This is a genomic window from Propioniciclava sinopodophylli, from assembly GCF_004324755.1.
Lineage (GTDB): Bacteria > Actinomycetota > Actinomycetes > Propionibacteriales > Propionibacteriaceae > Propioniciclava > Propioniciclava sinopodophylli.
On the sequence record NZ_SDMQ01000011.1, the window covers coordinates 97,345 to 119,679 of the forward strand.

Below are 22,335 nucleotides of genomic sequence, written 5' to 3' on the forward strand. Positions count from 1 at the left end.
CCCCCTCGGGGGAATCACCCGGCCCGGCAGTCGGAGACGCCGGCAGCCCGCGAACCCACCTCGCCGTGGCTCAGCCGATGACCCGGCCCTTCTTGTCGAACTGCATCGTGGTCACGTCGTCGTAGACGCGGCGCTCGGTGCGCACCAGGTCGTACTCCGAATCCAGCACGGGGAACACGTAGACCGGGGTCAGTGTCAGCTCCGACCCGGTGGCCGTCTTCCTGAGATCCATCTGCAGGTGCCCGTAGTGCAGGCCCCCATCGGTCAGTTGCGGGACGCCGTTGGCGTCCGTCGTCCAGGTCTCCGGCACGTCGGCAGAGGCCGACCACTCCGAGCGGGTGTTGAAGCGGATCGGCTGCCACGTCCCGTCGGCTGCGCGCTCGTACTGCTCGCCGCGCAGGCCGTCCGAGGCCACGCCCACGTCGTAGCTCATGAAGCCGACGCCGTCGCCGTCGTCGTCCACGAACGAGCGCTCGAACATCTCGTCGTGGCCGGAGATGACCGCGGCCACCCCGTACTTCTCGAACAGCGGCGTGTAGACGCGCATCGCGACGCCCGACTGGTTGTCGGCGCTGGTGGCGCGGTTCGGCGGCGTGCCGTGGACGCCGTTGGAGTAGGCCGCGTGGTGGAACTGCACGATGACGACCTGGCCCTTGGCGCGGGCGTCCCGCAGCTGCTTCTCGGCCCACGCCCACTGCTCGGTGCCGGGGTTGAAGTTCGGCAGGTCGGAGTCGGCGGTGGTGCCGCCGAACTGCTCGACGAAGCCGGCGTCGTAGCTGTCCTCGGTGAACTCGCCCTGGGTGTCGGTGGTGATGTTCTCCGGCCCCATCGCCAGGTCGTTGCCGGAGAAGACCTCGCCGGACAGCATCTGGCCGACGCGCTCGTCGGGGATGCCGTTGGTCGAGTCGAGCGTGAGGATCGTCACGGGGCCGTGGTCGACCCGGTGGTAGGAGTCCTTGAACTGCGGGTTCTTCGGGTCGCCCCACGTGTCCATGTAGGCGTGGTAGCGGTTGCGGGAGATGACCGCCGGGGTGCGGTCGGCGTCCGTGCCGTAGCCGCCGTTGAGGGCGGCGTAGGTCTCCCAGTTGCCCAGCGCGGTGATGAGCGGGGTGGTGGACGCCAGCGTGCCGTGCTCGCCGGCGAAGTAGCGGAAGAACTCGTCCCAGCCCGGCTGGTAGCCCGAGCCCTGGGCGAGGTCGCCGGCCACCAGGATGAGGTCGGGGTCGGCGTTCGCGATGGTGGCCATGTTCTCGCGCATGGCGATGTCCTGGCTCAGCGGGTACTTCAGCGTGAACTGGCCGTAGCGCGCGGTGCTGCCGAACGTCTGGTGCCACAGCGAGCCCTGGCCGGGGCGGGCGTCGGAACCCTCGGTGTACGGGTTGACCTGGGAGAGCTCCCACTCGCGGTGCTCGATGCGGCCGTACGGCTCGGTCTCGGAGTCGGAGAACGCGATGATGCGGAGCTCGTCCCAGTCGTTGCTCTTCGGGGCGGTGGTGAAGTCGCCGTCGAAGGTGCGGCCGTCCTGGGTGACCGTGTACGCGTAGGTGGTGCCCGGCTTCAGCTGGTCGACCTGGATCGAGTGCTTGTGGTTCTCGTTGGCGAGCAGCCAGCTGCCCTGCTCGAGGCCGGCGATCGCCTGGGTGAGCTCCCTGTCGGAGTACTCCATGATCTCCTGGTAGACGGGCTCCGAGGTGAACGTGCGGGTCTGCTTCTTGCCCGGGGGCTTCTTGCCGTCGGGGCCTGCCTGCGGCGTGATCGCGAGCGTGCCGGGGGTGCCGAGCTCGGAGATCCAGTTGATGGTCATGGAGTCGCCGGCGGGCTTCTGCAGGTAGGGCAGGACGCGGAAGCCGGGCTGGGCCGCGCGGGCCGTGGCGGCGGGGGTCTCGGCCACGGCCGGGGTCACGAAGCAGGTGGACGCCAGCGCGACGGAGGCCACGGCGGCGATGAGGCGGGTGGGACGCATGTCACTCCTGAGGGGTCGGCCTGGGGAAGGGTGGTCCCCCCACCCTGTCCGAGCCGGGCGACCCGGAGGCGTCCGTCAGGCGACGCCCCGGTGAACGTCGTCAGGCGCCCAGGCAGGAGGTGGAGCGGGGCCGGATGCGGGCCAGAGTCGTTCGAGGGTGTCGACGGCGTCCACGGGGCCATCTCCCACCGGCGGCTCAGGCGGAGCCGAAGATCAGCGTCTCGTTGGCGCGGACGGCGTAGGCGAACAGTGCATCCGATTCCGCGAGGTCGCGGCCCAGCGTCTCGAACACGATCAGGTTCACCGCCCCGATCAGCCCCGTCCACGCCAGCAGGCCGTGCGTGAACAGCACGGGGGGCAGGGCGGGGCCGTCGGAGAGCACGGCGACGGCGGCCGCGGCCAGGACGTCCCCGTCGTCGCCCAAGGCGTCCGGGCCGGCGCCGGTGGCGGCGAGGTCGGCGCCGACCCGGGCCAGCACCGCGGCCGCGCGCTGGCCGGCGGGGTTGGTCTGGTCTCCGGGGGCGTCGTAGCCGGGGACGGGTGAGCCGAACAACAGTGCCCACTCGTGGGGGTGGGCGACCGCCCAGTCCCGGACGCCGTGGGCCAGGGCGCGCCACCTGCCGCGCAGGTCCGCGCGGGGCACGTCGCCCTCGACCTGTTCGACGAAGGCGCCCAACTCGTCGTAGGCGTCGACGATCAGGAGCGTGAGCAGCTCGTCGCGCGAGGCGATGTAGCGGAAGAGGGCCGAGGGGGCCATCCCCATGTCCCGGGCGACGGCGCGGACGGAGAGTGCGGCGGCGCCCACCTCGGCGAGCTGGCGGCGTCCGGCCTCGAGCAGGGACGCCGCCACCTGGGCGCGGTTACGCGCGCGGGCGCCGGGCTCGGTCATGGGAGGACCCTAGCAAGAAAGCGCGAACAGTGTTCTTGATTTCTGCGGTCGGCGGTGCTTCACTGGAGATAAGCGAACAGTGTTCGCACTTCTCGAGGAGGATCCCATGCACGCTCTCGTCGTCGGTGCGGGCGGAATCGGCCAGCACATCGCACTCCAGCTCGCCGAGGCGGGCCACACCGTCTCCCTTGCCTCGCGCCGGGGCGCCGGCCCCAGCGCGGAAGTGCTGGCGCAGGCCGCGCGTTCGGACGCCGCGTCTCGCGTGACGGCCGTCGTCGTCGATGCCGCCGACGCGGACGCCCTCGCGCAGGCCGCGGCCGGGGCGTCCGTCATCGTGAACGCCGTCAACCCGCCCTACACGACGTGGTCGACGGCCTGGCCCCCGATGGCCGCCGCGTTCCTCGGGGCGGCTGAGGCGTCCGGTGCCGGGCTTGTCACCATCGGCAACCTCTACGGTTACGGTCGCGTCGACGCGCCCATGGCCGAGTCCACGCCGGTGGCGCCGAACGGGGTCAAGGGCGAAGTGCGAGCCGGGATGTGGCGTGACGCGCTGGCGGCCCACACGGCCTTACGTGTGCGGGCCGTCGAGCTGCGCGCCTCCGACTACTTCGGGCCCGGCGCCGGTGCCGGGGTGAGCTTCCTGAACGAGTACGTGGTCAAGCCCGCGGCGTCCGGCAGGGTCGCCCGCCCACCCGTGGGGGACGCCGACGCACCCCACTCCTGGACCTACCTGCCCGACATCGCCGCCCTGGCGGTGGCGGTGGCGGAGGCCGATCAGGCCGGCCCCGACTGGGGGCGTGTGTGGCACGTGCCCACCTCGGAACCGCGGAGCCAGCGCGAGGTGGCGCGCGATGCCGCCGCGGCCGCCGGCGGGGCGGACGCCGTGGTGCGGCCCCTGCCCCGGTGGGTGATGGCCCTAGCCCGGGTCGTGCCGCTCGTCCGCGAGCTGGACGAGACCCGGCACCAGTTCGAGCGGCCCTTCGTGCTGGACTCCACGGCCGCGCAGGAGCGCTTCGGCCTCAGACCCACGGAGTGGACGGACGCGCTGCGGGCAACCGTCGACCCGGCCGGCGCGCGGCGGTTCAGCGGGTAGCGCAGCAGCAGGCCGAGCCCGCGTCCTCGTGAGGATGGGCGTGCCGGAGTCCTCAGCCGTTGTGCCGGACCGGCCGCGCACGGCGTCCCGGCTCGATAGCGTGGATGGGCCGGGCGCAGGGTGGCGTTCCGGGCTGAACACGAGGGGTTCCCATGAATGGTGTGCGCAGGACCGTGATCCTTGGCGCGGCGGGCCGCGACTTCCACAACTTCAACGTGCGGTACCGCGACGACGCGGCCCGTGAGGTGGTGGCGTTCACCGCCACCCAGATCCCCGACATCGCCGGACGCCGCTACCCGGCCGAGCTGGCCGGGGGGCGGTACCCCGAGGGCATCCCGATCGTGGACGAGGCCGACCTCGAGGAGCTCATCGCCCGCGAGCACGTCGACGAGTGCGTCTTCTCGTACTCCGACATCGCGCACGCCGACGTCATGCACCTGGCCAGCCGGTGCATCGCCGCCGGCGCCGACTTCGTGCTGCCGGGCGGGCCGACCTGGTCATCATCAACAAGTGCGACGTGGCCTCGGAGGACGCGATCGCCCAGGTCGAGGCGTCCGTGCGCGGGCTGAACCCCGACCGTACGCCGTGGCGTCGCTGGCGGCGACCTACGCGAAGTACCCCAACGCCCGCGGGATCCTGCCGGCGATGGGCTACGGCGACGCACAGATCCGCGACCTGGAGGCCACCATCGACGCGGCCGACGCCGACGCGGTCGTCTCGGGCACACCCATCGACCTCACCCGCGTGCTGTCGGTGAACAAGCCCATGACCCGGGCGCGCTACGAGCTGCGCGAGCAGCAGCCGGGTGTGCTGGCCGACGCGGTGCGCGCAGTGGCTGGTGGCTGATTGTCAGTCTTCTCAGCATTGATAGTCAATTGACTGTCAATTGCTGATTCATTGACAGTAGGGTGTTGGCATGGTGTCCCGTCCGAAGCAGCCCCCCGACCCGTGGCCCGCCTTGACGGGTCTGGACCCGCGCACGGTGGCGCAGGCCATGCGGGCGGCCTACCGGGAGGAGGAGTACCTTCCGTGGAACAAACTGCGGCACAAGACCCCTCCCGAGGGTCTTACGGTTGAGCAGTGGTGGGCTGTCACCAAGATGAGCCGGTTGGCGCAGGCCCGGGACCTCCCCCTGGTGGACCAAGAGGGACGCCCCTTCAACTACGTGCTCTCGGATGCCCTGCTCCGGGGGCTGGACGACGTCACGGCGCGTGCCAGCGGTCGCGTCGAGATGCCTGAGCTCGTGGTCAATGAGCGCACGCGGGACCGCTATCTCGTCAGTTCCCTGATGGAGGAAGCCATCACGTCATCCCAGCTGGAGGGTGCGGTCACCACGCAGAGGGTGGCGAAGGAGATGCTGCGCACGGGGCGCTCCCCCAGGTCCGTGAGTGAACGCATGATCGCGAACAACTACGTGGCCATGCAGTTCATCCGAGAACACGTCGACGACGACATCACCCCTTCGATGGTCAGTCGTGTGCACGCGATCCTGACCGAGGGCACGCTCGACGACCCGGAGGCCGCCGGTCGGCTCCAATTGCCGGGCGAGGTGCGGGTGGGGGTGTGGTCGGTGTCCTCCGACGAACCGCTGCACGAGCCTCCGCCGGCCGAGCAACTCCCGACCCGGTTGGCCGCGCTGTGCGACTTCGCCAACGGTCGCACCGGCACGGGGTGGTTGCATCCGATCCTGCGGGCCATCGTCACGCACTTCATGGTGGGGTACGACCACTACTTCGTCGACGGCAATGGCCGCACGGCGCGCGCCCTCTTCTACTGGGTGGCGCTCAAGCACGGCTACTGGCTGCTCGAATTCGTCGCGATCTCGCGGATCCTTCGCGATGCCCCGGCCCAGTACGCCAGGGCCTACCTCAACACCGAACAGGACGACGGTGATGTTACGTACTTCGCGCTGCACCACGTCGCTGTCATCCGTCGGGCGATCGACGAACTCCACCAGTACCTCGCGCGCAAGGGCCGGGACCTGCGCGTGGCGCGGGAGGCGGTGGGCGGGTTGGGCATCAACCATCGGCAGGCCTCCATCGTCGAGGGGGTGCTCCGGGGCAGCGCCACGAGGTTCACGGCGGCATCGCACGGGGCGAGTCACGATGTCGTGCTCGCCACGGCGCGAGCCGACCTTCGGCAGTTGGAGGATCTCGGGCTGCTGTCCAGTCGCCGGGAGGGGCGCCAGCAGGTCTGGGAGCCCGTCGCGGGCTTCGACCAGCGCCTCAGCGAACTGTCAAAATCACATACGTTGACAGTTGATTGACAGTTCAGCGGCGCAGCCGGACGCCCTTGGGTGTCTGGTGGAACCCCGCCGCCAGCAGCGCGTGCACGAACGGGTGGTCGGCGCCCAGTGAGGCGGCGCCGTCGACCTTCTCGACGGTGAGCGCGGCCACCCGGCCGCCCTGGATGAGCCCCGCCAGAGCTTCGGCGGCCCGGCGCAGCCGGTCGGGGTCCTCCGACCACGTGAGCGCCGTGCGCCCGCCGCGCTCGAGCCACGCGACCAAGTGCCCGTCGTCGAGGACCACCAGCGCCCCCGCCTTCCGGCTCGGCCGGTGGTCGCCTGACCCGGGCCACGGCAGGGCTGCGCCGAACGGGTTCGCCGGGTCGGACGCCGCGAGCACCAGTGCGCCCGCTGCCGCGCCCCGACCGACGCCGCGGAGTCGGTCGATCGCGCCCGTGGTGGCGAACTGGGCGGCACCCAAGCCCTCGACGAAGTAGCCGCGCCGGAGGCGTCCGGCGTCCTCGGCGGCGGAGTAGACCTTGTAGACCCCGGCGAAGCCGCCTTCGATCCCCTCGGCCTGGACGGCCCCGCGCGTGACGACGCCGTAACGGTCCAGGAGCAGTTCGGCGGTCAGCACGAGCCGCTCGCCGAGGGCTTGGGTCGAGGCCGCCGAGGGCTCCGCTTGCACCAGTGACCAGCGCCCACCGACCGACGGGGGAGCGGACGCCCGCGGCAGGCGGAGGCGGGGGCGTCCGTACCGTGTGCGGGGGGCGGCTGTGCGGGCGCGGTGCGTGGGCGACCCCCCGCCGAGCCGGGCGCGCACCGGGGCGAGGGTGTCGTTCGTGACCAGGCCCTTCCAGACCAGCGACCACAGCCCGTCGGACGCCGCGAGCCCGCCCGGGTCGCCCACGGCGTCCGCCAGCGGGCTGAAGAAGGACGCCCCGCCGGTGCCCAGCGCGTCCACCAAGGCGAGCTCGAGGTCGCCTTCGGGCTCGCCCAGCGCCGCGCCGAGCGGCCCGAGGTCGGTCGGCCACAGGGTGACCCAGCCGTCGGAAGCCGCCAGACCGCCCTGACCGCGCCAGCCGACCTCGCCGGCGGCGCACAGCTCGTCGAGCATCGCGGGGGCGTAGTCGCGCACGCGCGCGGGCAGGATCAGGGTCTCCACCGCCGAGGCGGCCAGTGACACCCCGGCCAGCTGCTCGATCACACGCAGCACGCCGTCGACGCCGCGGTAGCCTCCGCCGACACCCTGCCAGGCGGGGAGGAAGCGGGCGTAGTCCTCGGCGGGCACCGGTTCGACCTCGGCGCGCAGCGCGGCGACCGACCGCCGCCGGATCAGCCGCAGGACGCCCGGGTCGACGAACTCGCGCCCAGACGCCCCCGGCGTGAACTCGCCCTCGACGAGGCGTCCGGCCGCCTGGAGGCCGCGCAGGCTGGCCAGCGCGACGGCGGGGCCGATGCCCAGCCAGGCGGCGACGTCGTCGATGGCGAACGGCGGGTGGGTGCGGGCATAGCGGACGAGCAGGTCGCCCAGCGGGTCGGTCACCGGATCCGTGAACGCGTGCGGGAGGCCGGGGGGCAGGGCGGTGCCGAGGGCGTCGCGGAGGCGCCCGGCGTCCTCGGCGGCGGCCCACCGGTCGCCGACGCGGAAGATGCGCCGGGCCTCGTCGAGGCTGGCCAGCCAGCCGGCGACGGCCTCCGGGTCGGTCGAACGGGCCGCCAGGTCTGGCTCGGAGAGGGGGCCAAGTGCCCGCAGCAGATCGGTGACCTCGTCAGCGTCGCGCGCGCGGCGCCCCTCGGCGAGGTGCTGGAGCTCGTCGCGGGTGCGTTGGATGGCGGCCGGGTCCAGCAGGTCGCGGAGGCTGAGCCCCTCGGCGGTGCCGAGCAACTCTGCGAGCAGGTCGGGGTCGAGCGACAGCGCGGCCGCGCGACGCTCGGCCAGCGGGGAGTCCCCCTCGTAGAGGAACTGGGCCACGTACCCGAACAGCAACGACTGGGCGAACGGGCTCGGGCGTCCGGTGGAGACCTCGACGACCTGCACCCGCCGGTCGCGGATGCGCCCCATCAGGTCCACGAGGGCGGGCAGGTCGAAGACGTCCTGCAGGCACTCGCGCACGGCCTCCAGGACGATGGGGAACGCCGGGTAGTTCGACGCCACCTCCAGCAACGCCGCCGACCGCTGCCGCTGCTGCCACAGCGCCTGCCGGTGGCCGGGGCGCCGGTTGGGCAGCAGCAGTGCGCGACCCGCGCACTCGCGGAACCGGGAGGCGAACAGCGCCGAGCCGCCCACCAGTTCGGTGACGAGCGCGGTCACCTCCTCGGGGTCGAGGACGATGTGCTCCATGAGGTCGGGCGGAGCGGACGGGGCGCCCCACGAGTCGGCGTCGCCGGGGTCGGCGGTCGGGTCGGAGTAGCCCATGTCGGGCAGCCGCAGCACGATGCCGTCGTCGGCGTGCATCGCCTGCACGTCGACCCCGTAGCGCTCGCGCAGCCGGGCGGCGATGGCCAGCGACCACGGCGCGTGCACCCGCGCACCCCACGGCGAGTGGATCACGATGCGCCAGTCGCCCAGCTCGTCGGTGAACCGCTCGACCACGATCGTGCGGTCGGTGGGTACCTGACCGGTCTGCTCGCGCTGCTCGGCCACGTACGTGAGCAGGTTGGACGCCGCGAGTTCGTCGAGCCCCGAGGCGACCAGCCGTTCGGCCGCACCCACGGCGTCCGAGGTGGACAGCTCGCGCACGAACGAACCGAGCGCCTCGCCCAGCTCGGCGGGGCGCCCGATGGTGTCGCCCTTCCAGAACGGCAGGCGGCCCGGCTGCCCCGGCGCGGGCGAGACGAGGACCTGATCGTGGGTGATGTCCTCGATGCGCCAGGCGCTGGTGCCCAGCGTGATGACGTCGCCGACGCGCGACTCGTAGACCATCTCCTCGTCGAGCTCGCCGACGCGGCGGCCGGGACCGTCGCCGGCGATGAACACGCCGAACAGCCCCCGGTCGGGGATGGTGCCGCCGTTGGTGACCGCGATGCGTTGTGCGCCGCGACGGCCGGTGAGGGTGTCCGTGACGCGGTCCCAGACGAGGCGGGGGCGCAGCTCGGCGAACTCCTCGGCCGGGTAGCGGCCGGCCAGCATGTCGAGCACCGCGTCGAGGACGCCGCGGGTCAAGGTCGCGAACGGGGCGGCCCTCCGCACGAGCTCGAGGAGGTCGGGGACGGCCCACTCGTCGAGGGCCACCATCGCCACGACCTGCTGGGCGAGCACGTCGAGCGGGTTCGCCGGCACGTGCAGCTGCTCGATCGCCCCGGCGCGCATGCGGTCGACGATCACGCTCGTGGCGACGAGGTCGCCGCGGTACTTCGGGAAGAACACCCCCCGGCTGACTGCCCCGACCTGGTGGCCGGCGCGACCCACGCGTTGCAGGCCTGAGGCCACCGACGGGGGCGCCTCCACCTGGACGACGAGGTCGACCGCGCCCATGTCGATGCCCAGCTCGAGGCTGGAGGTGGCGACCACGGCGGGCAGGTGGCCTGCCTTGAGCGCCTCCTCGGTCTGCTTGCGCTGGTCGTGGGACACCGAGCCGTGGTGGGCCCGGGCAATCACGGGCTGCGCTCCCGCGGACGCCCCGGCCTGCCCCATCACCTGTGCGGGCGCCTGCGCCGAGGGCTTGGGTTGCGCCTGCCGAGGGCTTGGGTTCTCGTTGTCCAGGGCTTGGGCCTCGGCGCGCTCGGCGGCGATCTCGTTCAGCCTGCCGGTCAGCCGCTCGGCCAGCCGACGCGAGTTGGCGAACACCAGCGTCGAGCGGTGGGCCTCGACGAGGTCGACGATGCGCTCCTCGACGTGGGGCCAGATCGAGGGGACCTGCCGCGGCCCGTCCTCGTCCTCGGGGGGTGGCGCGGCCAGCGAGGCCATGTCCTCGACGGGGACGACGACCCGCAGGTCCCACTGCTTCTCGCTCGGCGGCTGCACCACCGACACTGGACGCCCCCCGGCCAGGAACCGCGCCACCTCCTCGATCGGCCGCACGGTCGCCGACAGCCCGATCCGCTGCGCAGGGGAGGGCAGAAGGGCGTCCAGCCGCTCGAGCGTCAGGGCCAGATGGGCGCCGCGCTTGGTGCCCGCCACCGCGTGCACCTCGTCGATGATCACGGTCTCGACGCCGCGCAACGCCTCGCGCGCCTGCGAGGTGAGCAGCAGGTACAGGGACTCGGGGGTGGTGATGAGGATGTCGTCGGGGTTGCGCGCGTACCGGCGGCGCTGGTCGGCCGGGGTGTCGCCCGAGCGGACGCCCACGGTCACCTCGGGCCGCGGCAGCCCCAGCCGGTCGGCCGCGTGCCCGATGCCGACCAGCGGTGAACGAAGGTTGCGCTCGACGTCGACCGCCAGCGCCTTCAGGGGGGAGATGTAGAGGACGCGTGTGGAGGGGGCTTCGACAGGCTCTGCCGCCCGGTTGGCTGAGCTCGTCGAAGCCGCCGCCAGCTTGTCGATGGCCCACAGGAACGCGGCGAGGGTCTTGCCCGAGCCCGTCGGAGCGACGACCAGCGTGTGCTCGCCCGCGCTGATGGCCGCCCACGCCCCGGCCTGGGCGGCTGTGGGCGCGGTGAAGCTGCTGGAGAACCACGCCCGCGTTGCGGTGGAGAAGCGTTCCAGCACCTCGGAGCCGGGACCAATTGTCATCGTGGGGACACTCTGCCACGGCCGACTGACGGTTTCCCGCCTCTCAATCGCCGCATGGGGCCCCGCGAGGTCAGTGTGACTGAGGTCCCGTCAGACTGAGAGGCGGCTGACCGTCAGAAGCCGGCGGTGTCCGGGTCGGAGCCGACGCGGTTGCCGGCGTCCAGGCCGTCGATGCGGGCCATGGTGTCGGCGTCGAGCTCGAAGTCGAACACGGCGAAGTTCTCCTCGATGCGGGCAGGGGTGACCGACTTGGGCAGCACAATCAGGCCGTGCTGGAGGTGCCAGCGGATGATCACCTGCGCCACCGAGCGCCCGTGGGCGGCGGCGATGTCGGCCAACTCGCCGTTGCCGAGGTCGGCGCCCGAGCCGAGCGGGCTCCACGACTCCACCTTGATGCCGCGCTCCTCGCAGAACGCCCGCAGGGGGATCTGGGCGAACGTCGGGTGCACCTCGATCTGGTTTATCGCCGGCACCTCCCCGGAGATCGCATCGAGGTGGTGGGCGTGGAAGTTGCTCACGCCGATGCTGGTGACCAGACCCTCGGCCTTGAACTCCTGGAGGGCGTCCCAAGCCTCGATGTAGGCGTCGCCGTGCTTCACGGTGGAGGGCCAGTGGATGAGGTACAGGTCCACGTGGTCGAGGCCGAGCTTCTCCAGGCTCGTCTCGATGGCGCGGCGGGCGTCGGCCTTCCGGTGGACGTCGTTCCACAGCTTGGTGGTGATGTAGAGGTCCTCGCGGGCAACGCCTCCCTGCGCGATGGCACGGCCCACGCCCGCCTCGTTGCCGTAGATGGCGGCGGTGTCGATGTGCCGGTAGCCGGTCTCGAGCGCGTGCAGGACGGCGGGTGTGACGTCGGCATCCGGCACCTGCCACGTGCCGAAGGCGAGCTGCGGGATCGTCGTGCCGTCGTGGAGCGTGATCTCGGGGACCAGGGTCATCGTGCTTCCTCTTCTCTCGTGAAGGAATTCATCATGCCGCGCAGCAGACCGTGCGCGTCGGGGTCGGACGCCGTGGGCCCGGCCAGCCAGCCGGGCGCGAACGGCGGGAGGGGACGCGTGGCGGCGTGGCCGGCCTTGCGCTGGGGGTGGTGGTCGGCGTACCCCGGCTCGCGCTGGGGCGGGGGACCGGGCTCGGGCGGCGGGTTCCAGCCCGGCAGCGGTTGCCGGCAGTGCGGGCAGCTGGGGGAGTCGGTCACCAGCGGCGTCCGTTCGCCTTGACGCACGCGGCGAGCAGGGCCTCGGCGGCGGGGCTGAGCTCGGGCTGAGGGTGGCCGGGGCAGCGGCGCAGCTCGGCGACGGTGGCCATCAGCAGCGCGCACCGGGCGGGGTGGTCGAGGCCGGGCCAGGGCTGCCCCTCCGTGGGCGTGCGCCCGCCGGCTGCCGCGTAGCCGCCCACGAAGGCGAACCAGCTCGCGTCGTCGAGTAGCCCGGCGCCCCACAGAGCGGCCGGCCCGGCGAGGTCCCAGGCGGCGTCCCCGACGCCGAGGGTGTGCGGGCCGGTGAGCAGCCAGGCTTCGGTGCCGGGTAGCCGGCCGAGGCGACCGAGGTCGAAGGTGCCGTGTACAACGGCCACCCGGGTAGGCACGGGCCAGGACTGGAGCAGGTGCAGCCCCAGCTCGCGCAGGACGTCGGTGGAACCGCCGGGGTGAAGGGCATCCGCCTCGGCGACGGCGGCGGCGAACTGCTGGCGTCCGCCGTGCTCGGGAAGGTCGTCGGGGACGGGGCAGGAGTGCAGCCGCGCCAGCAGGGCGCCTGCCTCGTGCCACGGAGGGGGCTCATCGTCGGGGATCGGGTGGGTGCGCGGGGCGAGGGTGACCAGCCGCCCGTCGGGCGCGGCGACCGGGATGGCGCTGAGGGGCGGCGCGAAGCTGCGGCGGACGGGATCGGTGGACGCGACGGCCAGACGCACGGCCAGGTCGTCCTCCATCGTGCCGGCCGGATGCTTGCTGACGATGACGTCGTCGACCACCTGCTGGCGCATGTCCTCCACTCTAGAGCGCCGGCCTCGGTGGGGCGGAGGTTCGGGGAGGCCGCCGTCCACAGGGTTGTGCACAGCTGGGGAAAACTACACCCGTGTAACTCGGGCTCAATCCCGGCCAGCGCCGAACGCCACGTGTCCGGCGGGTGCGATTCTGCGAGTAGCGCGCGGATTCTGCGAGTACGTGAGAGTGGCTCACGCTCAGGAGTCCGAGAAAATGCGTGAAACCTAGTGGGACTGACTACAACTCGCCATCAGTGCGGCTGGTCTTCTCCGGTGGACTCACCGAGAGCGACCCCCAAGGCTGGGTAGCGCGCCAGGACCCACCGTCGCTTGGCAAGCTCGGCCACTGCCTTGCGGCGATCGAGTTCGTGGAAGACATTCGAGAGCCGCTCGAGGGTGGCGACCTGGCGCAGGAGTTCGGCACGAGTCCTGTCGTATTGGCGTCGACACTGGTCGCTGCAGAACATCCTGGGACGACCCCGCCCTCCCCACTCGCACGTGTTGTGGCATCCCGGACGCATGCAGGGCTGAGTGCTGTCGATCGCGAATCGAGGGTCGGCGGCGAGCTCGAGCACGTCGCGCGCGGCAGGACGGTCCCCGAGACTCTTCAGCGCGGTGGAGAATAGTGCCACCTCTCGTCGGCTCCCTACCCCTTGTTCGCCCATTTACTACGCCTTTCATTGCTCGATTGCTTCCGATAACAGTGTGCATTGTTATCACTTGTTTGATGTTTTTCTTTCGGGCTTCCACTAGGCGTGATACGTTCGCGCGCCCGGCAATACACCACCACCCGTGCATTTGCGTCGACGCGGCTGGCGCCAGCCCGGGTCGGAAAATGCATTGAGGTGCTGGGTCACTAGACATTAGGCTCGCGGTGTCCGTTGGATTGGAGCGACACGCGGGCGATGCGGACCGATCCCATCGTGGCCGCCGCGGAAGGGAGCAGCCTCTTCGATCTGTGCTTCGTGGCGTCGATTACGACGACGCACCACTCTCAACTGCTCGTAACGCACGAGACCGGGCCTTGCGGGCCCGGCCTGTAGGTCCGTCGGTGGAGTTCGCGGCTCGTCCGTCGGAAGGAAAACCAAGTGGAAGGCTTTCGCATGCTATCTTCCGGGCCCAACCCCCATGCGGTCAAGAGCCCACGTAGGGCGGGGCGGTTCGTTTCCCTCCTCCCTGATGTGCAGGGAATCAGGTGTCCTTGGGACGTCGTCATCGATACGGCGCTCGATGAAGAGAAGCGTCGGCAGGTGGCGCATGGAGCCACCGTGGGGGTGATCCGTCGCGGGTCGCAGGCAGGCTCGCTGCTCGCCGTACACGGGGCCCGGGCCATTCAGCCGAACGGGCTGGAGATGGTCCGCGTGATGTCCTCGCACGTGGGCATGCCGAACTACATCGGAGTCCTGCACGTGCCGGGTGGGGTCGACCAGCGTCGCGCGATCTGGTTCGAGAGCTTCAACGAGATGCATCACCTGATGGACCTCGTCCTGGTTGGCAGAGCCGTCGATGTCGTCACGCAGCCAGTCCGCTTCGAGTGGCGCTTCCCGCGCCGCGGTCTCCGTGAACACACCCCCGATGCCCTCGTCGCGTTGCGCGATGGGCGTCTGCTTCTGGTGGATGTCACACGAGCGGAGAAGCTACGCACGGACCCGCGGTTGGGCGCCATCCTGACCCTCACTGCCGAGACCTGCCGTGCGATCGGGTGGGAATACCAAGTCCGTACCGAGCTGCCCGCTCAGAGGTGTCGCAACCTGCGGTTCCTGTGGGGGGACTTCGGCCGGGAGACTGTTCCCGACGAGACCGTGAGGATGACAGGGCAATCGGCGGGTCGCGTCCGCGTGGCTGACATCGAGGCCGCGCTCGCCTGCCCCGACGCACGCAGGAGGGTGCTGGCCGCCATGGCCAGCGGCCAGCTCTTCGTGGATCTCGATCAACCCCTCGCTCCGTGGAGCCCGGTCTACGGCACCCCGCCCAGAGAGGCGCCGCCGTGGCTGATGCAGGTGTGAAGGGCCACTCGTTCCTGCGGCCCGGCGGCCTGGTGGACCTCGACGGCGTCATCCATCGAATGGTCCGCTTCGAGCGAGGCCCCGCCGGCATGGAGGTCGTGTTCACCGTCGCCAACGAGTTGGTGCGACTAACGCTCAGCGAGGTCTACCAGCGGGTGCGCCCGACCACGATGCCGCAGGTACGAGTGCCGGACCGGCTGGAACTCCCCACGTCCTGGATCTGGCACGCCCTGAACGAAGCGGAACGTCAGCGATTGGAGCGCCGAGCGCGGGACCTGCTCGAACTCCGCTCAGGTAGCCGCCGGGGTCTCGCAGAACTGGATCGACTCGAGGGGCTTCTTGACCCGCGTTACGACCCAACGATCACCACCTTGGGCGAGCGCGTCGCCCACAAGTCCCGGGAACTGCGTGCTCGTGGCGAGTTCCCGAGCTCAGAGTCTCAGCTGTACCGGCAGCTCTCGATGTTCGACCAGGACGGCGTTCTCGGCCTCGTCCACCGAAACCGTCGCATTCCCCTCGGTGTCGCCGAGTTACCCGACGACGTGCGCGAGGTCCTGCAGGAGTTCGTTGCCGAACAACCCGACCGACCCCGAGTCGACAACACCGTGCTGGCGGCTCTGGCGCAAGCACGCCTCTGGGACACCGGCTTCGAAGTGAGCTTCACCGCCGATGAGATGGCCCGGCTCCTCGGGGAACTGACCCGCGGACAGGCGCTCCACCGGGAAGCCAAGTCGCGACGGAACCGCACACGCGATGTCGGACGCACCTACGGCTCGCTCACCGCGAGCCGGCCTGGGGAACTCGTGCAGATCGATGCCACAGAGACGACCATGCACCCGTGGTTCCCACGCGTCGGTCGCGCCAAGGCCTACATCCTCAGTGGGATCGACGTGTACACCCGCATGGTCGTGGCCTGTCGCGTCGTCGCGAATGCGCCGAGTTCACGCGATGTCGCGATGCTGCTGTGGGACATGGGTCGGCCTCAGGTCACTCGCGCCGGCTGGCCCTACCAGTATCAACTCGTCAGGGGTTTGCCCCGCTTCGTGACCCTCACCGCTGGGTCATCCGGACTACGAGTGACGAGACCCGCTGTGATCGGCACCAAGCTGGGGATCCGACCGTCCTTCGTCGTGATGGATCATGGCCGAGAGAACGAATCCCTGCACCTGCTCAGCGCCGCAGCACGCAACGGCATCAACCTCATCTACTGCCCTCCCGCAGCCGGCTGGGCCAAGGGCATCGTCGAGTCACTCCACCGGGTCCTGGACCAGGTGCAGTCCCTCTTCCTCGAGGCCGGCTACAAGGGAGCCTCTGTCGCGAACCACCCCAAGGACAATGCCGGCGAAGTCTGCCTCACCATGGGCGACCTCCACGACGCCCTCTGGAGCGCGTTCCTCGGCGTCTACAACAACACCGAACACCACGGGCTCACCGACCCCCTGAACCCGGCCCTTCGCGCCACACCCAACCAGATACTGGAGAACTACCTCACGGTCGTCGGGGAAGTACCCGTGCCCACCGACCCGTGGCGCGTCATCGACTTCCTGTCTTCTGAGCCCCGCAGACTCGAGGACTACGGCATCAACCTGCATGGGTTGGTCTACCAGTCCGACGAACTGATGGACCTCCGCCAGTTCGTGCAGCCGGGGCTGGGTCGCCCCGGACACCTCATGGACGTCCGCTATGACCGCTACGACCTGTCGCGAGTGTTCGTCCAACACCCAGTCACTCGACAGTGGCTGAGCGTCCCCGTCGGTTCTGGCGTCGGGCGAACGATGGCACCATTCGGCGAGGCACTCCTCCACGAAGCCATCACGCGGGACGACCGCGCCCGCGGCTACACCGCCACCCAACGACTCGATGCCTTGGCCCGCCTGTCGATGGCTTGGTCACGCGGAGTCTTCGCCGACCGTCGCCAACAGCGCCAAGCCGACTTCGAGGCATCCCGGCGCGAAGCCTGGGCCAAAGACCTGGAGGACAGCCCGCTGGAGTACCGCAGCCTCATCGGACGCCTTGACATCACCACGACCGACGACGACCCCGAGGCCGACGAGGAGTACATGGACCTCTCGGCATACGAGAACGGATGGCAGGAGGGCATCCAATGACCATCGGCTTCCAGCCCAATCTGCTCGACGATTGGCACACCAACTCGCCCGCACCCACACGGCCACCTCAGGTGATCGGCGAACTCGGTGAGGTCGACTCCTTCGTCCACTACGTCTACGCGATGCCGTTCATCCATACTCCCGATGCCGTTCGCGTCCGCCGTGCCATCGAGGAGATCCAGAGCTTCAACGCAACCAGACCCCTGGGCGCCCGGCGGCTGGTGGTCATCGACGGCCCAGCTCACTTCGGTAAGACCACTCTGGTCCTGCACACGGCCCTGGCCCAAGCCCGCGCCGTCTGGGCACAGGAAGAGCGGCAGGAACGGAGTCCTCACTCCATCCCGTGGGCTTACGTGAACGCCACCTCCGGGGGCGAGGGCCGATCCGTCGCCGGGGCGATCGCCGGGTTCTGCCACCTCCCTCCGCCGTCGTCGCGTCCCACCCTCGCGCAGTACCTCCAACAGCTCGCCCACACCAGCAAGCCCATGGGACTCCATACGGTCTTCGTCGATGACATCCACGCCCTACGAAGCTTCGGTGGACGCGACGCCCGTTCTCTGGCGGACTCCATCAAGGCTCTCGTTACCGGCCTCCCGCTGACCCTGGTCCTGGCAGGCATCGAACTCCGCCGCCACCCGCTGTTCGTCGACAACGGTCGGGACCGCATCACCGCCGCCCAACTCCTCAACCGCAGCCACTGGGTACGACTACGCCCCTGGCCCAGCCACGACGAGGCGGGACACATCCATGAGGACTGGCTCAGACTGATCGCCCACGTGAGCGAGTACGTGGCTCTTCCGCGCGGCCACAAGCAGAACCGGCTCCACACCCGGGCAGCAATCGACTACCTGGTCAGCGGTGTCGACGGTCGACCCGGCACGGCCATCGAGTGGCTCCTCCGCGCCGCCGCGTGGGCGGCCACCAACGACAAGCCCCTCGACCGCAGCGCCCTCGTGGCCACGAAACCGGGGGCCAGGTGATCCGACCGTTGCCCATCCGGATCGAACCCGCCCCCGACGAGGCCTGGCACGGCTATCTACGCCGCGCCGCCGCAGCCCTGGGCGTCCAGCACCCCCTCAGCCTGCTGGCACCGTTCTTGCCCACCGATCGTCACGCAACCCACGGCTTCCGGGCACGCAGGAGCATCGGCATCGCCGCACGACCCGAGACCTACGAACGGCTCGGGCACCACTTCCACCTCGACGACCACCAGATCCGCGGCATGTTCCTCGAACGCTACGCAACCATCTCCTCCGGCTGGGACGCGGTGGACCGTGAACGTCTCGACCCCCTGACCCATGGCGAGGAGTCGAACGTGTGGGCCCCGGCCGTGCGAAGCCACCGGACGCTGATGCACTGCCCGGCCTGCCGGACCCGGGCCCCGCAGCACTGGGCCCTGACATGGCTGTCCACGTGCCAGGTCATCTGCACCGAACACGCACAATGGCTGGCGCCGGTGACCGACTGGAGCACCAAGCCCGCGTCGTCCGGCGCCGTGGCGATCCAAGCTCGCATCTTGGCCATCCTGGCCGGTGACGGTGAATCCGTCCCGTGGACCGAACCCGAGACCTTCATCTCCGATCTCCTGATCATCGCCACCCGCTGGAGCGGTCGACAGGACACCCTCGACACGCTCATTCCCGCTGGCCGGCACGTCCTCAGCCGACCCGGAACCACCAGGATTCCCGACGAAGTCCGCTGCCCCATCGAGCATCGTGTCGCGCAGAACCGCACCACCCACGATCTCAACTTCGCCTGGGGAGACCCGCTACGCAGCCGCGTGATCCTCGACCTCGCGACCCTCCCCGACCCACCCCACTACGCGGTCCTCGTGCGCTACCGGGAACCACCGATCGAAGCCGTGACCGGTCTCTCACACGATCCGGCCCACTACCCCGAACTCCTGCCTCTGAACCTGTACATGCCCGACCTCGCACTCACCTGCGGCGACATCCCGATCAACCGAGGACGCGCCCTGTGCGCCGCCGCCGTCTGGCAGCTGGGCATCGGCACTCCATGGGGGCACGGCCAGGCCCGCACCCAACCCATGCGCCCCCTCGCCCACCTCCAGGCCGCCCTCGAACAAGCAGGACGCCTCGAAGACTTCTGGCAGCAGATCACCCACGCGGCACACGCACTCGCAGCGCACGCGATCGACTACCGCGCCAGACACAAGGCCCTCACACCCGAGACCATCTCGGCGGTCGCGGGCGGCGCTCCCGCGCTCCACCGCCGCGACGTCGAACTGTGGCTCCACCTGCACTGGGCCTGCCGACGCCATCGACAGCGACCCGAGTCGGCCGGCCTCCTGGCGTTCCACACCGAACACGGCGAGCGACTCGAAGCCCTGGCATCGCAGGCCACGAGAGACTGATGAACCTTCCCATCCGACTGCTGCCAGGCGCCGGCGAGAGCTTCGGTTCCTACCTGCGCCGGACCGCCCACGCCCTCGGAACCACCCCCCGCATGCTCACCACCAGCTTGGGCCTCACCCCAGGCGAGACCAATAGCCTGCTCCTCGACCCCGCCACCACCCACCGCATCGCAGAGCTCCTCGGGCTCCGCACGAGCGAGATCGACGACCTCCACGCGACACGATGGCACCCCACCGTCCTCGACCTCAGACTCCTGGGACACCCTCAGCGGCTCCACCGCCCTTGGATCGACACCCTCAACACCAGATTCTGTCCCTGGTGTCTCGACGAGAACGGCTACTGGCGACTCGAATGGCGCCTGCCCTGGATCTGCACCTGCGACGACCACGAGATCTGGCTTCACGACCACTGTCCCCACTGCGGAAGCACCCAACGCGACGATGCCTGGGCGCCACGTGCCACCACGCCCGTCAGCTGTCTCTCCTGCGCGAAGCCCCTCACAGAGGCGACCCCCGAGGAAGCAGACCTCGACGCACGCCGACGAACCTACGCCGGACAGAGACTGCTGGCCGAGGAGGACAGCACCATCGCCGGCTACCCCGTACCGGCAGACACCGCCCTCAGGGGATGGCGGCAGAGCATCGCCATCCAGCGCACCCTCCAACGCGACCATCATCGCCACTCCGTAGAACACTGGACGGCGCACGAAGCCGACCGTGCCCTCGAACAAGCCTGGCCACTCATCGACGCCCCCGACCCCGCAACCGCAGCCGCGGTTCTCCGACGGTGGATGCTGGCCTACCAACGACCGTGGCCATTCAGCGCCGCACAGGTGTCAACTTTCATCTTGCCGCTGCGTCACATCTTGGACGACGTTCGAGCGATCTGGGGAGCTCGGGGCCCGTGAACGGTGCTTCGTCCCGCGACTGTGGGTCCAGACAGCCAACGCCATTGACGCACCTGCCCTAACCGGCGACTTACCAGTGCGATTGGCCTCAATGTTGTCCAACGTGGCTTCTGCCGCGCGGTAGCGTCGGATTCGTGCGGATGCTGTTGACCGAGAGCACCAGCCTGACGTTTCGCAAACCGCTGACGGTCCTCCGCCGGGCTGGCCACGGATACTACCGCTGCGGGCGCGCAGGGCGCCCAACTGTCCTTGATGCCGACGGTCGCCGTCTTCTACCGGAGCATCTTCCTGTCACCGTCGACGTAGTCGAACGGTGCTGCCATCACTCCAGCAGTCACCGAGAAGGTGCAGGTAGCCACCACCGGGGCAGGCCTAAAGAAACGCAGCTCTGAGGCGACTACTAGGTGAGTCCAGCCGAGGGCTGGGGAAAGGAGAAAAGGTGATGGTCGAGCCACCACCAAGCCAGGTCCAACCCGACCTGGCAGCGTTATACGTACGACATCGAGAAGTGCTGTGGCGAGTCGCCCAGAGCCGGCTGCCAAAGCACTTGAGCCATCGGACAGAGGATGTAATCCAGGACGTCTTCGCGAAGCTGTTGGAGAAGCCGCCCACGCAGCTGATCAACAACTGGGAGTCCTATCTGGTCACCCTCGTACGCCGACATGCCATCACGGTCTGCCGCAAGGAGCGCGACGATCGGCATGGCGAGCTACCTGCCGAGGATGGGGCTGCCTTCGCCGTGGGCGACGGTTTAGCAGAGCGTGCTGAGGCGCAGGTGGTTGGGCAAGCATTGTCGCGGGTAGAGCCGCGACGCCGACACGTCTTGGAGCGGGTGGTAATTGCCGACCGTCCCGCGAAGGAGGTCGCCGCTGAGATGGGGATCAGTGAGGGCCGGATCAGCGTGCTGAAGAAGGAAGGCCTGCAGCAATTGAAGAGCGAGTTGGAACAACAGACAGGAGTGGCATCATGAGCAGTGCAGAGGATCTGGCAGTCCTGGTGGACGCCCTGGTGAATGATCCGTGGATGCCGCGACCGGAATCAGTGTCGGAAGTCGAGTGGGCTGAGGCTCAGTCTCTGGCCGAGGTGGAGAAGTTGCTGGGCGCCCAAGGTGCGCCCGCTTTGGAACACGACCCAGTGGCGGCCATGTTGGGGCTACGCCCGGTTCCTGCACTGGTGCTGGACGGCCCCGCCATGAAGCGACTTCGCGGGAAGCTGTCGGTCAGCGAGGTGGCGAACCGCCTGCAGGCCTACGGCTGGGAGGTATCGGCAGCCGACGTGCGGTCGTGGCAGAACAGCTCGGCGGCGGTGGCGTTGGCTCCGGCGCTGATGGAGCGCATCGCGGCTGTGTTGGGCTCCACCGTCGAGGCGATCACTCGAGAGACCGGATCGATGGTTGACCCGGCCATCGCCAGCGATCCCCGCTGGGAGTCAATCGTCGAGCGGCTGGCGGCAGTGTTGCGGGTGGCTTGGGCTCAAGCCGAGATACGACTGGCTGGTGCGATGACGGCAGCGGCCTACCGGCATGAAGCACCGGACTCGTTCCTGGAGGCGGCCGACGCGTACGTGACGCGGCTGGAGCGGTCCCGTGAAGCCTGACCGGCTTGTCGAAGAGGTGTTGGCACAGCTGGCCCCGGATCGTCGTCGCCGTGCCCGCGACGACGTCCGGGCCTTGCTCGAGGACGATCTTGATTTTCAAGTTACTGAACTCGCAGCGATCACCGATCAGCGTCCCGGACACGGGTCGTGTGACGGCGTGTCCTTCGTCAAGGACCGACACATCTTGTTCCGCCCGACAGAGAGCCGGCGGCAGAACTTCACCTTGGCGCACGAGCTCGGCCACGTCCTGGTGCACGACTGCGACGCAGCACAAGACTGGCTTGCGGACCTGCCCGAGGAGGAGGCAGGCCCCCGCGAGGAGTGGATGTGCGACCAGATCGCCCAACGGATCCTGCTTCCTGACGAGATACTGGACCAGTTCAGCGTGCCCATCAGCCCTGATCCACCGACTGTGATTCTTGGGGATGGTTCGCGTCGTTGTTGACGGCGTTTCGGGTGTGGGCGTGGTGGTCCTGCCGGTCTGTCCGGCTTCTCCACTGGGGGTCCTTGGTTGCGCCT

General features: G+C 69.7%; 18 protein-coding genes. 12 read left to right on the top strand and 6 right to left on the bottom strand.

Features of this window, described 5'->3' with window-relative positions; genetic code table 11:
• Window positions 1-70: 70 nt before the first annotated feature.
• Both ET989_RS11365 and ET989_RS11370 read right to left on the bottom strand, forming a co-directional pair.
• Window positions 71-1,963 carry a metallophosphoesterase family protein gene (locus ET989_RS11365; protein ID WP_131169020.1) on the bottom strand — a complete coding sequence of 631 codons (1,893 nt, stop codon included), beginning with the start codon at window positions 1,961-1,963 and terminating at the stop codon, window positions 71-73.
• A gap of 196 nt (window positions 1,964-2,159) precedes the next feature.
• The gene (locus tag ET989_RS11370; protein WP_131169021.1) at window positions 2,160-2,852 is read right to left on the bottom strand and encodes a TetR/AcrR family transcriptional regulator; all 693 of its coding nucleotides are present in this window, start codon (window positions 2,850-2,852) and stop codon (window positions 2,160-2,162) included.
• 106 nt (window positions 2,853-2,958) lie between these two features.
• Between ET989_RS11370 and ET989_RS11375 the strand changes: the two genes are divergently transcribed.
• The 4 genes from ET989_RS11375 to ET989_RS11385 all read left to right on the top strand — a co-directional run bounded on the left by ET989_RS11375 (window position 2,959) and on the right by ET989_RS11385 (window position 6,211).
• Complete coding sequence (locus tag ET989_RS11375; RefSeq protein WP_131169023.1) at window positions 2,959-3,945, top strand: SDR family NAD(P)-dependent oxidoreductase; 987 nt, start codon at window positions 2,959-2,961, stop codon at window positions 3,943-3,945.
• Window positions 3,946-4,097: 152 nt separating this feature from the next.
• Entirely contained in the window at window positions 4,098-4,514 is a 417-nt protein-coding gene (locus ET989_RS15285) for a hypothetical protein (protein WP_206662323.1), read from the top strand.
• A gap of 16 nt (window positions 4,515-4,530) precedes the next feature.
• Complete coding sequence (locus ET989_RS15290; protein ID WP_206662324.1) at window positions 4,531-4,791, top strand: hypothetical protein; 261 nt, start codon at window positions 4,531-4,533, stop codon at window positions 4,789-4,791.
• 70 nt (window positions 4,792-4,861) lie between these two features.
• On the top strand, window positions 4,862-6,211 hold the full coding sequence (locus tag ET989_RS11385; protein WP_131169025.1) for a Fic family protein: 1,350 nt from the start codon (window positions 4,862-4,864) through the stop codon (window positions 6,209-6,211).
• A 4-nt stretch (window positions 6,212-6,215) separates the two neighbouring features.
• Here the strand turns inward: ET989_RS11385 and ET989_RS11390 are convergent, their stop codons facing one another.
• From ET989_RS11390 to ET989_RS11405, 4 genes are all read right to left on the bottom strand, one after another.
• A complete protein-coding gene (locus ET989_RS11390) occupies window positions 6,216-10,844 on the bottom strand; it encodes an ATP-dependent helicase (RefSeq protein ID WP_131169027.1) in 4,629 nt (1,542 codons plus the stop codon).
• A gap of 113 nt (window positions 10,845-10,957) precedes the next feature.
• A complete protein-coding gene (locus ET989_RS11395) occupies window positions 10,958-11,782 on the bottom strand; it encodes an aldo/keto reductase (protein WP_131169029.1) in 825 nt (274 codons plus the stop codon).
• Window positions 11,779-12,039 (bottom strand): hypothetical protein, encoded by a 261-nt coding sequence (locus ET989_RS11400; RefSeq protein WP_131169031.1) that lies wholly within the window; start codon window positions 12,037-12,039, stop codon window positions 11,779-11,781. The genes ET989_RS11395 and ET989_RS11400 overlap by 4 nt, the downstream gene beginning before the upstream one ends.
• Entirely contained in the window at window positions 12,036-12,824 is a 789-nt protein-coding gene (locus tag ET989_RS11405; protein ID WP_131169033.1) for a phosphotransferase family protein, read from the bottom strand. The genes ET989_RS11400 and ET989_RS11405 overlap by 4 nt, the downstream gene beginning before the upstream one ends.
• Before the next feature lie 1,181 nt (window positions 12,825-14,005).
• Here ET989_RS11405 and ET989_RS11410 point away from each other — a divergent pair.
• The 8 genes from ET989_RS11410 to ET989_RS11445 all read left to right on the top strand — a co-directional run bounded on the left by ET989_RS11410 (window position 14,006) and on the right by ET989_RS11445 (window position 22,261).
• The gene (locus ET989_RS11410; protein WP_206662325.1) at window positions 14,006-14,830 is read left to right on the top strand and encodes a hypothetical protein; all 825 of its coding nucleotides are present in this window, start codon (window positions 14,006-14,008) and stop codon (window positions 14,828-14,830) included.
• The gene (locus tag ET989_RS11415) at window positions 14,812-16,938 is read left to right on the top strand and encodes a Mu transposase C-terminal domain-containing protein (protein ID WP_131169037.1); all 2,127 of its coding nucleotides are present in this window, start codon (window positions 14,812-14,814) and stop codon (window positions 16,936-16,938) included. The genes ET989_RS11410 and ET989_RS11415 overlap by 19 nt, the downstream gene beginning before the upstream one ends.
• The gene (locus ET989_RS11420; protein WP_165490146.1) at window positions 16,935-17,918 is read left to right on the top strand and encodes an AAA family ATPase; all 984 of its coding nucleotides are present in this window, start codon (window positions 16,935-16,937) and stop codon (window positions 17,916-17,918) included. The genes ET989_RS11415 and ET989_RS11420 overlap by 4 nt, the downstream gene beginning before the upstream one ends.
• 8 nt (window positions 17,919-17,926) lie before the next feature.
• The gene (locus ET989_RS11425; RefSeq protein ID WP_165490147.1) at window positions 17,927-19,312 is read left to right on the top strand and encodes a TniQ family protein; all 1,386 of its coding nucleotides are present in this window, start codon (window positions 17,927-17,929) and stop codon (window positions 19,310-19,312) included.
• Entirely contained in the window at window positions 19,312-20,220 is a 909-nt protein-coding gene (locus ET989_RS11430) for a TniQ family protein (RefSeq protein WP_165490148.1), read from the top strand. Before ET989_RS11425 ends, ET989_RS11430 begins: the two co-directional genes overlap by 1 nt.
• A 442-nt stretch (window positions 20,221-20,662) precedes the next feature.
• Window positions 20,663-21,190, top strand: coding sequence for a sigma-70 family RNA polymerase sigma factor (locus tag ET989_RS11435; protein ID WP_241656325.1), 528 nt, complete (start codon window positions 20,663-20,665; stop codon window positions 21,188-21,190).
• Entirely contained in the window at window positions 21,187-21,816 is a 630-nt protein-coding gene (locus ET989_RS11440; RefSeq protein WP_131169045.1) for a hypothetical protein, read from the top strand. Before ET989_RS11435 ends, ET989_RS11440 begins: the two co-directional genes overlap by 4 nt.
• Entirely contained in the window at window positions 21,806-22,261 is a 456-nt protein-coding gene (locus ET989_RS11445) for an ImmA/IrrE family metallo-endopeptidase (RefSeq protein WP_131169047.1), read from the top strand. The genes ET989_RS11440 and ET989_RS11445 overlap by 11 nt, the downstream gene beginning before the upstream one ends.
• Window positions 22,262-22,335 lie beyond the last annotated feature (74 nt).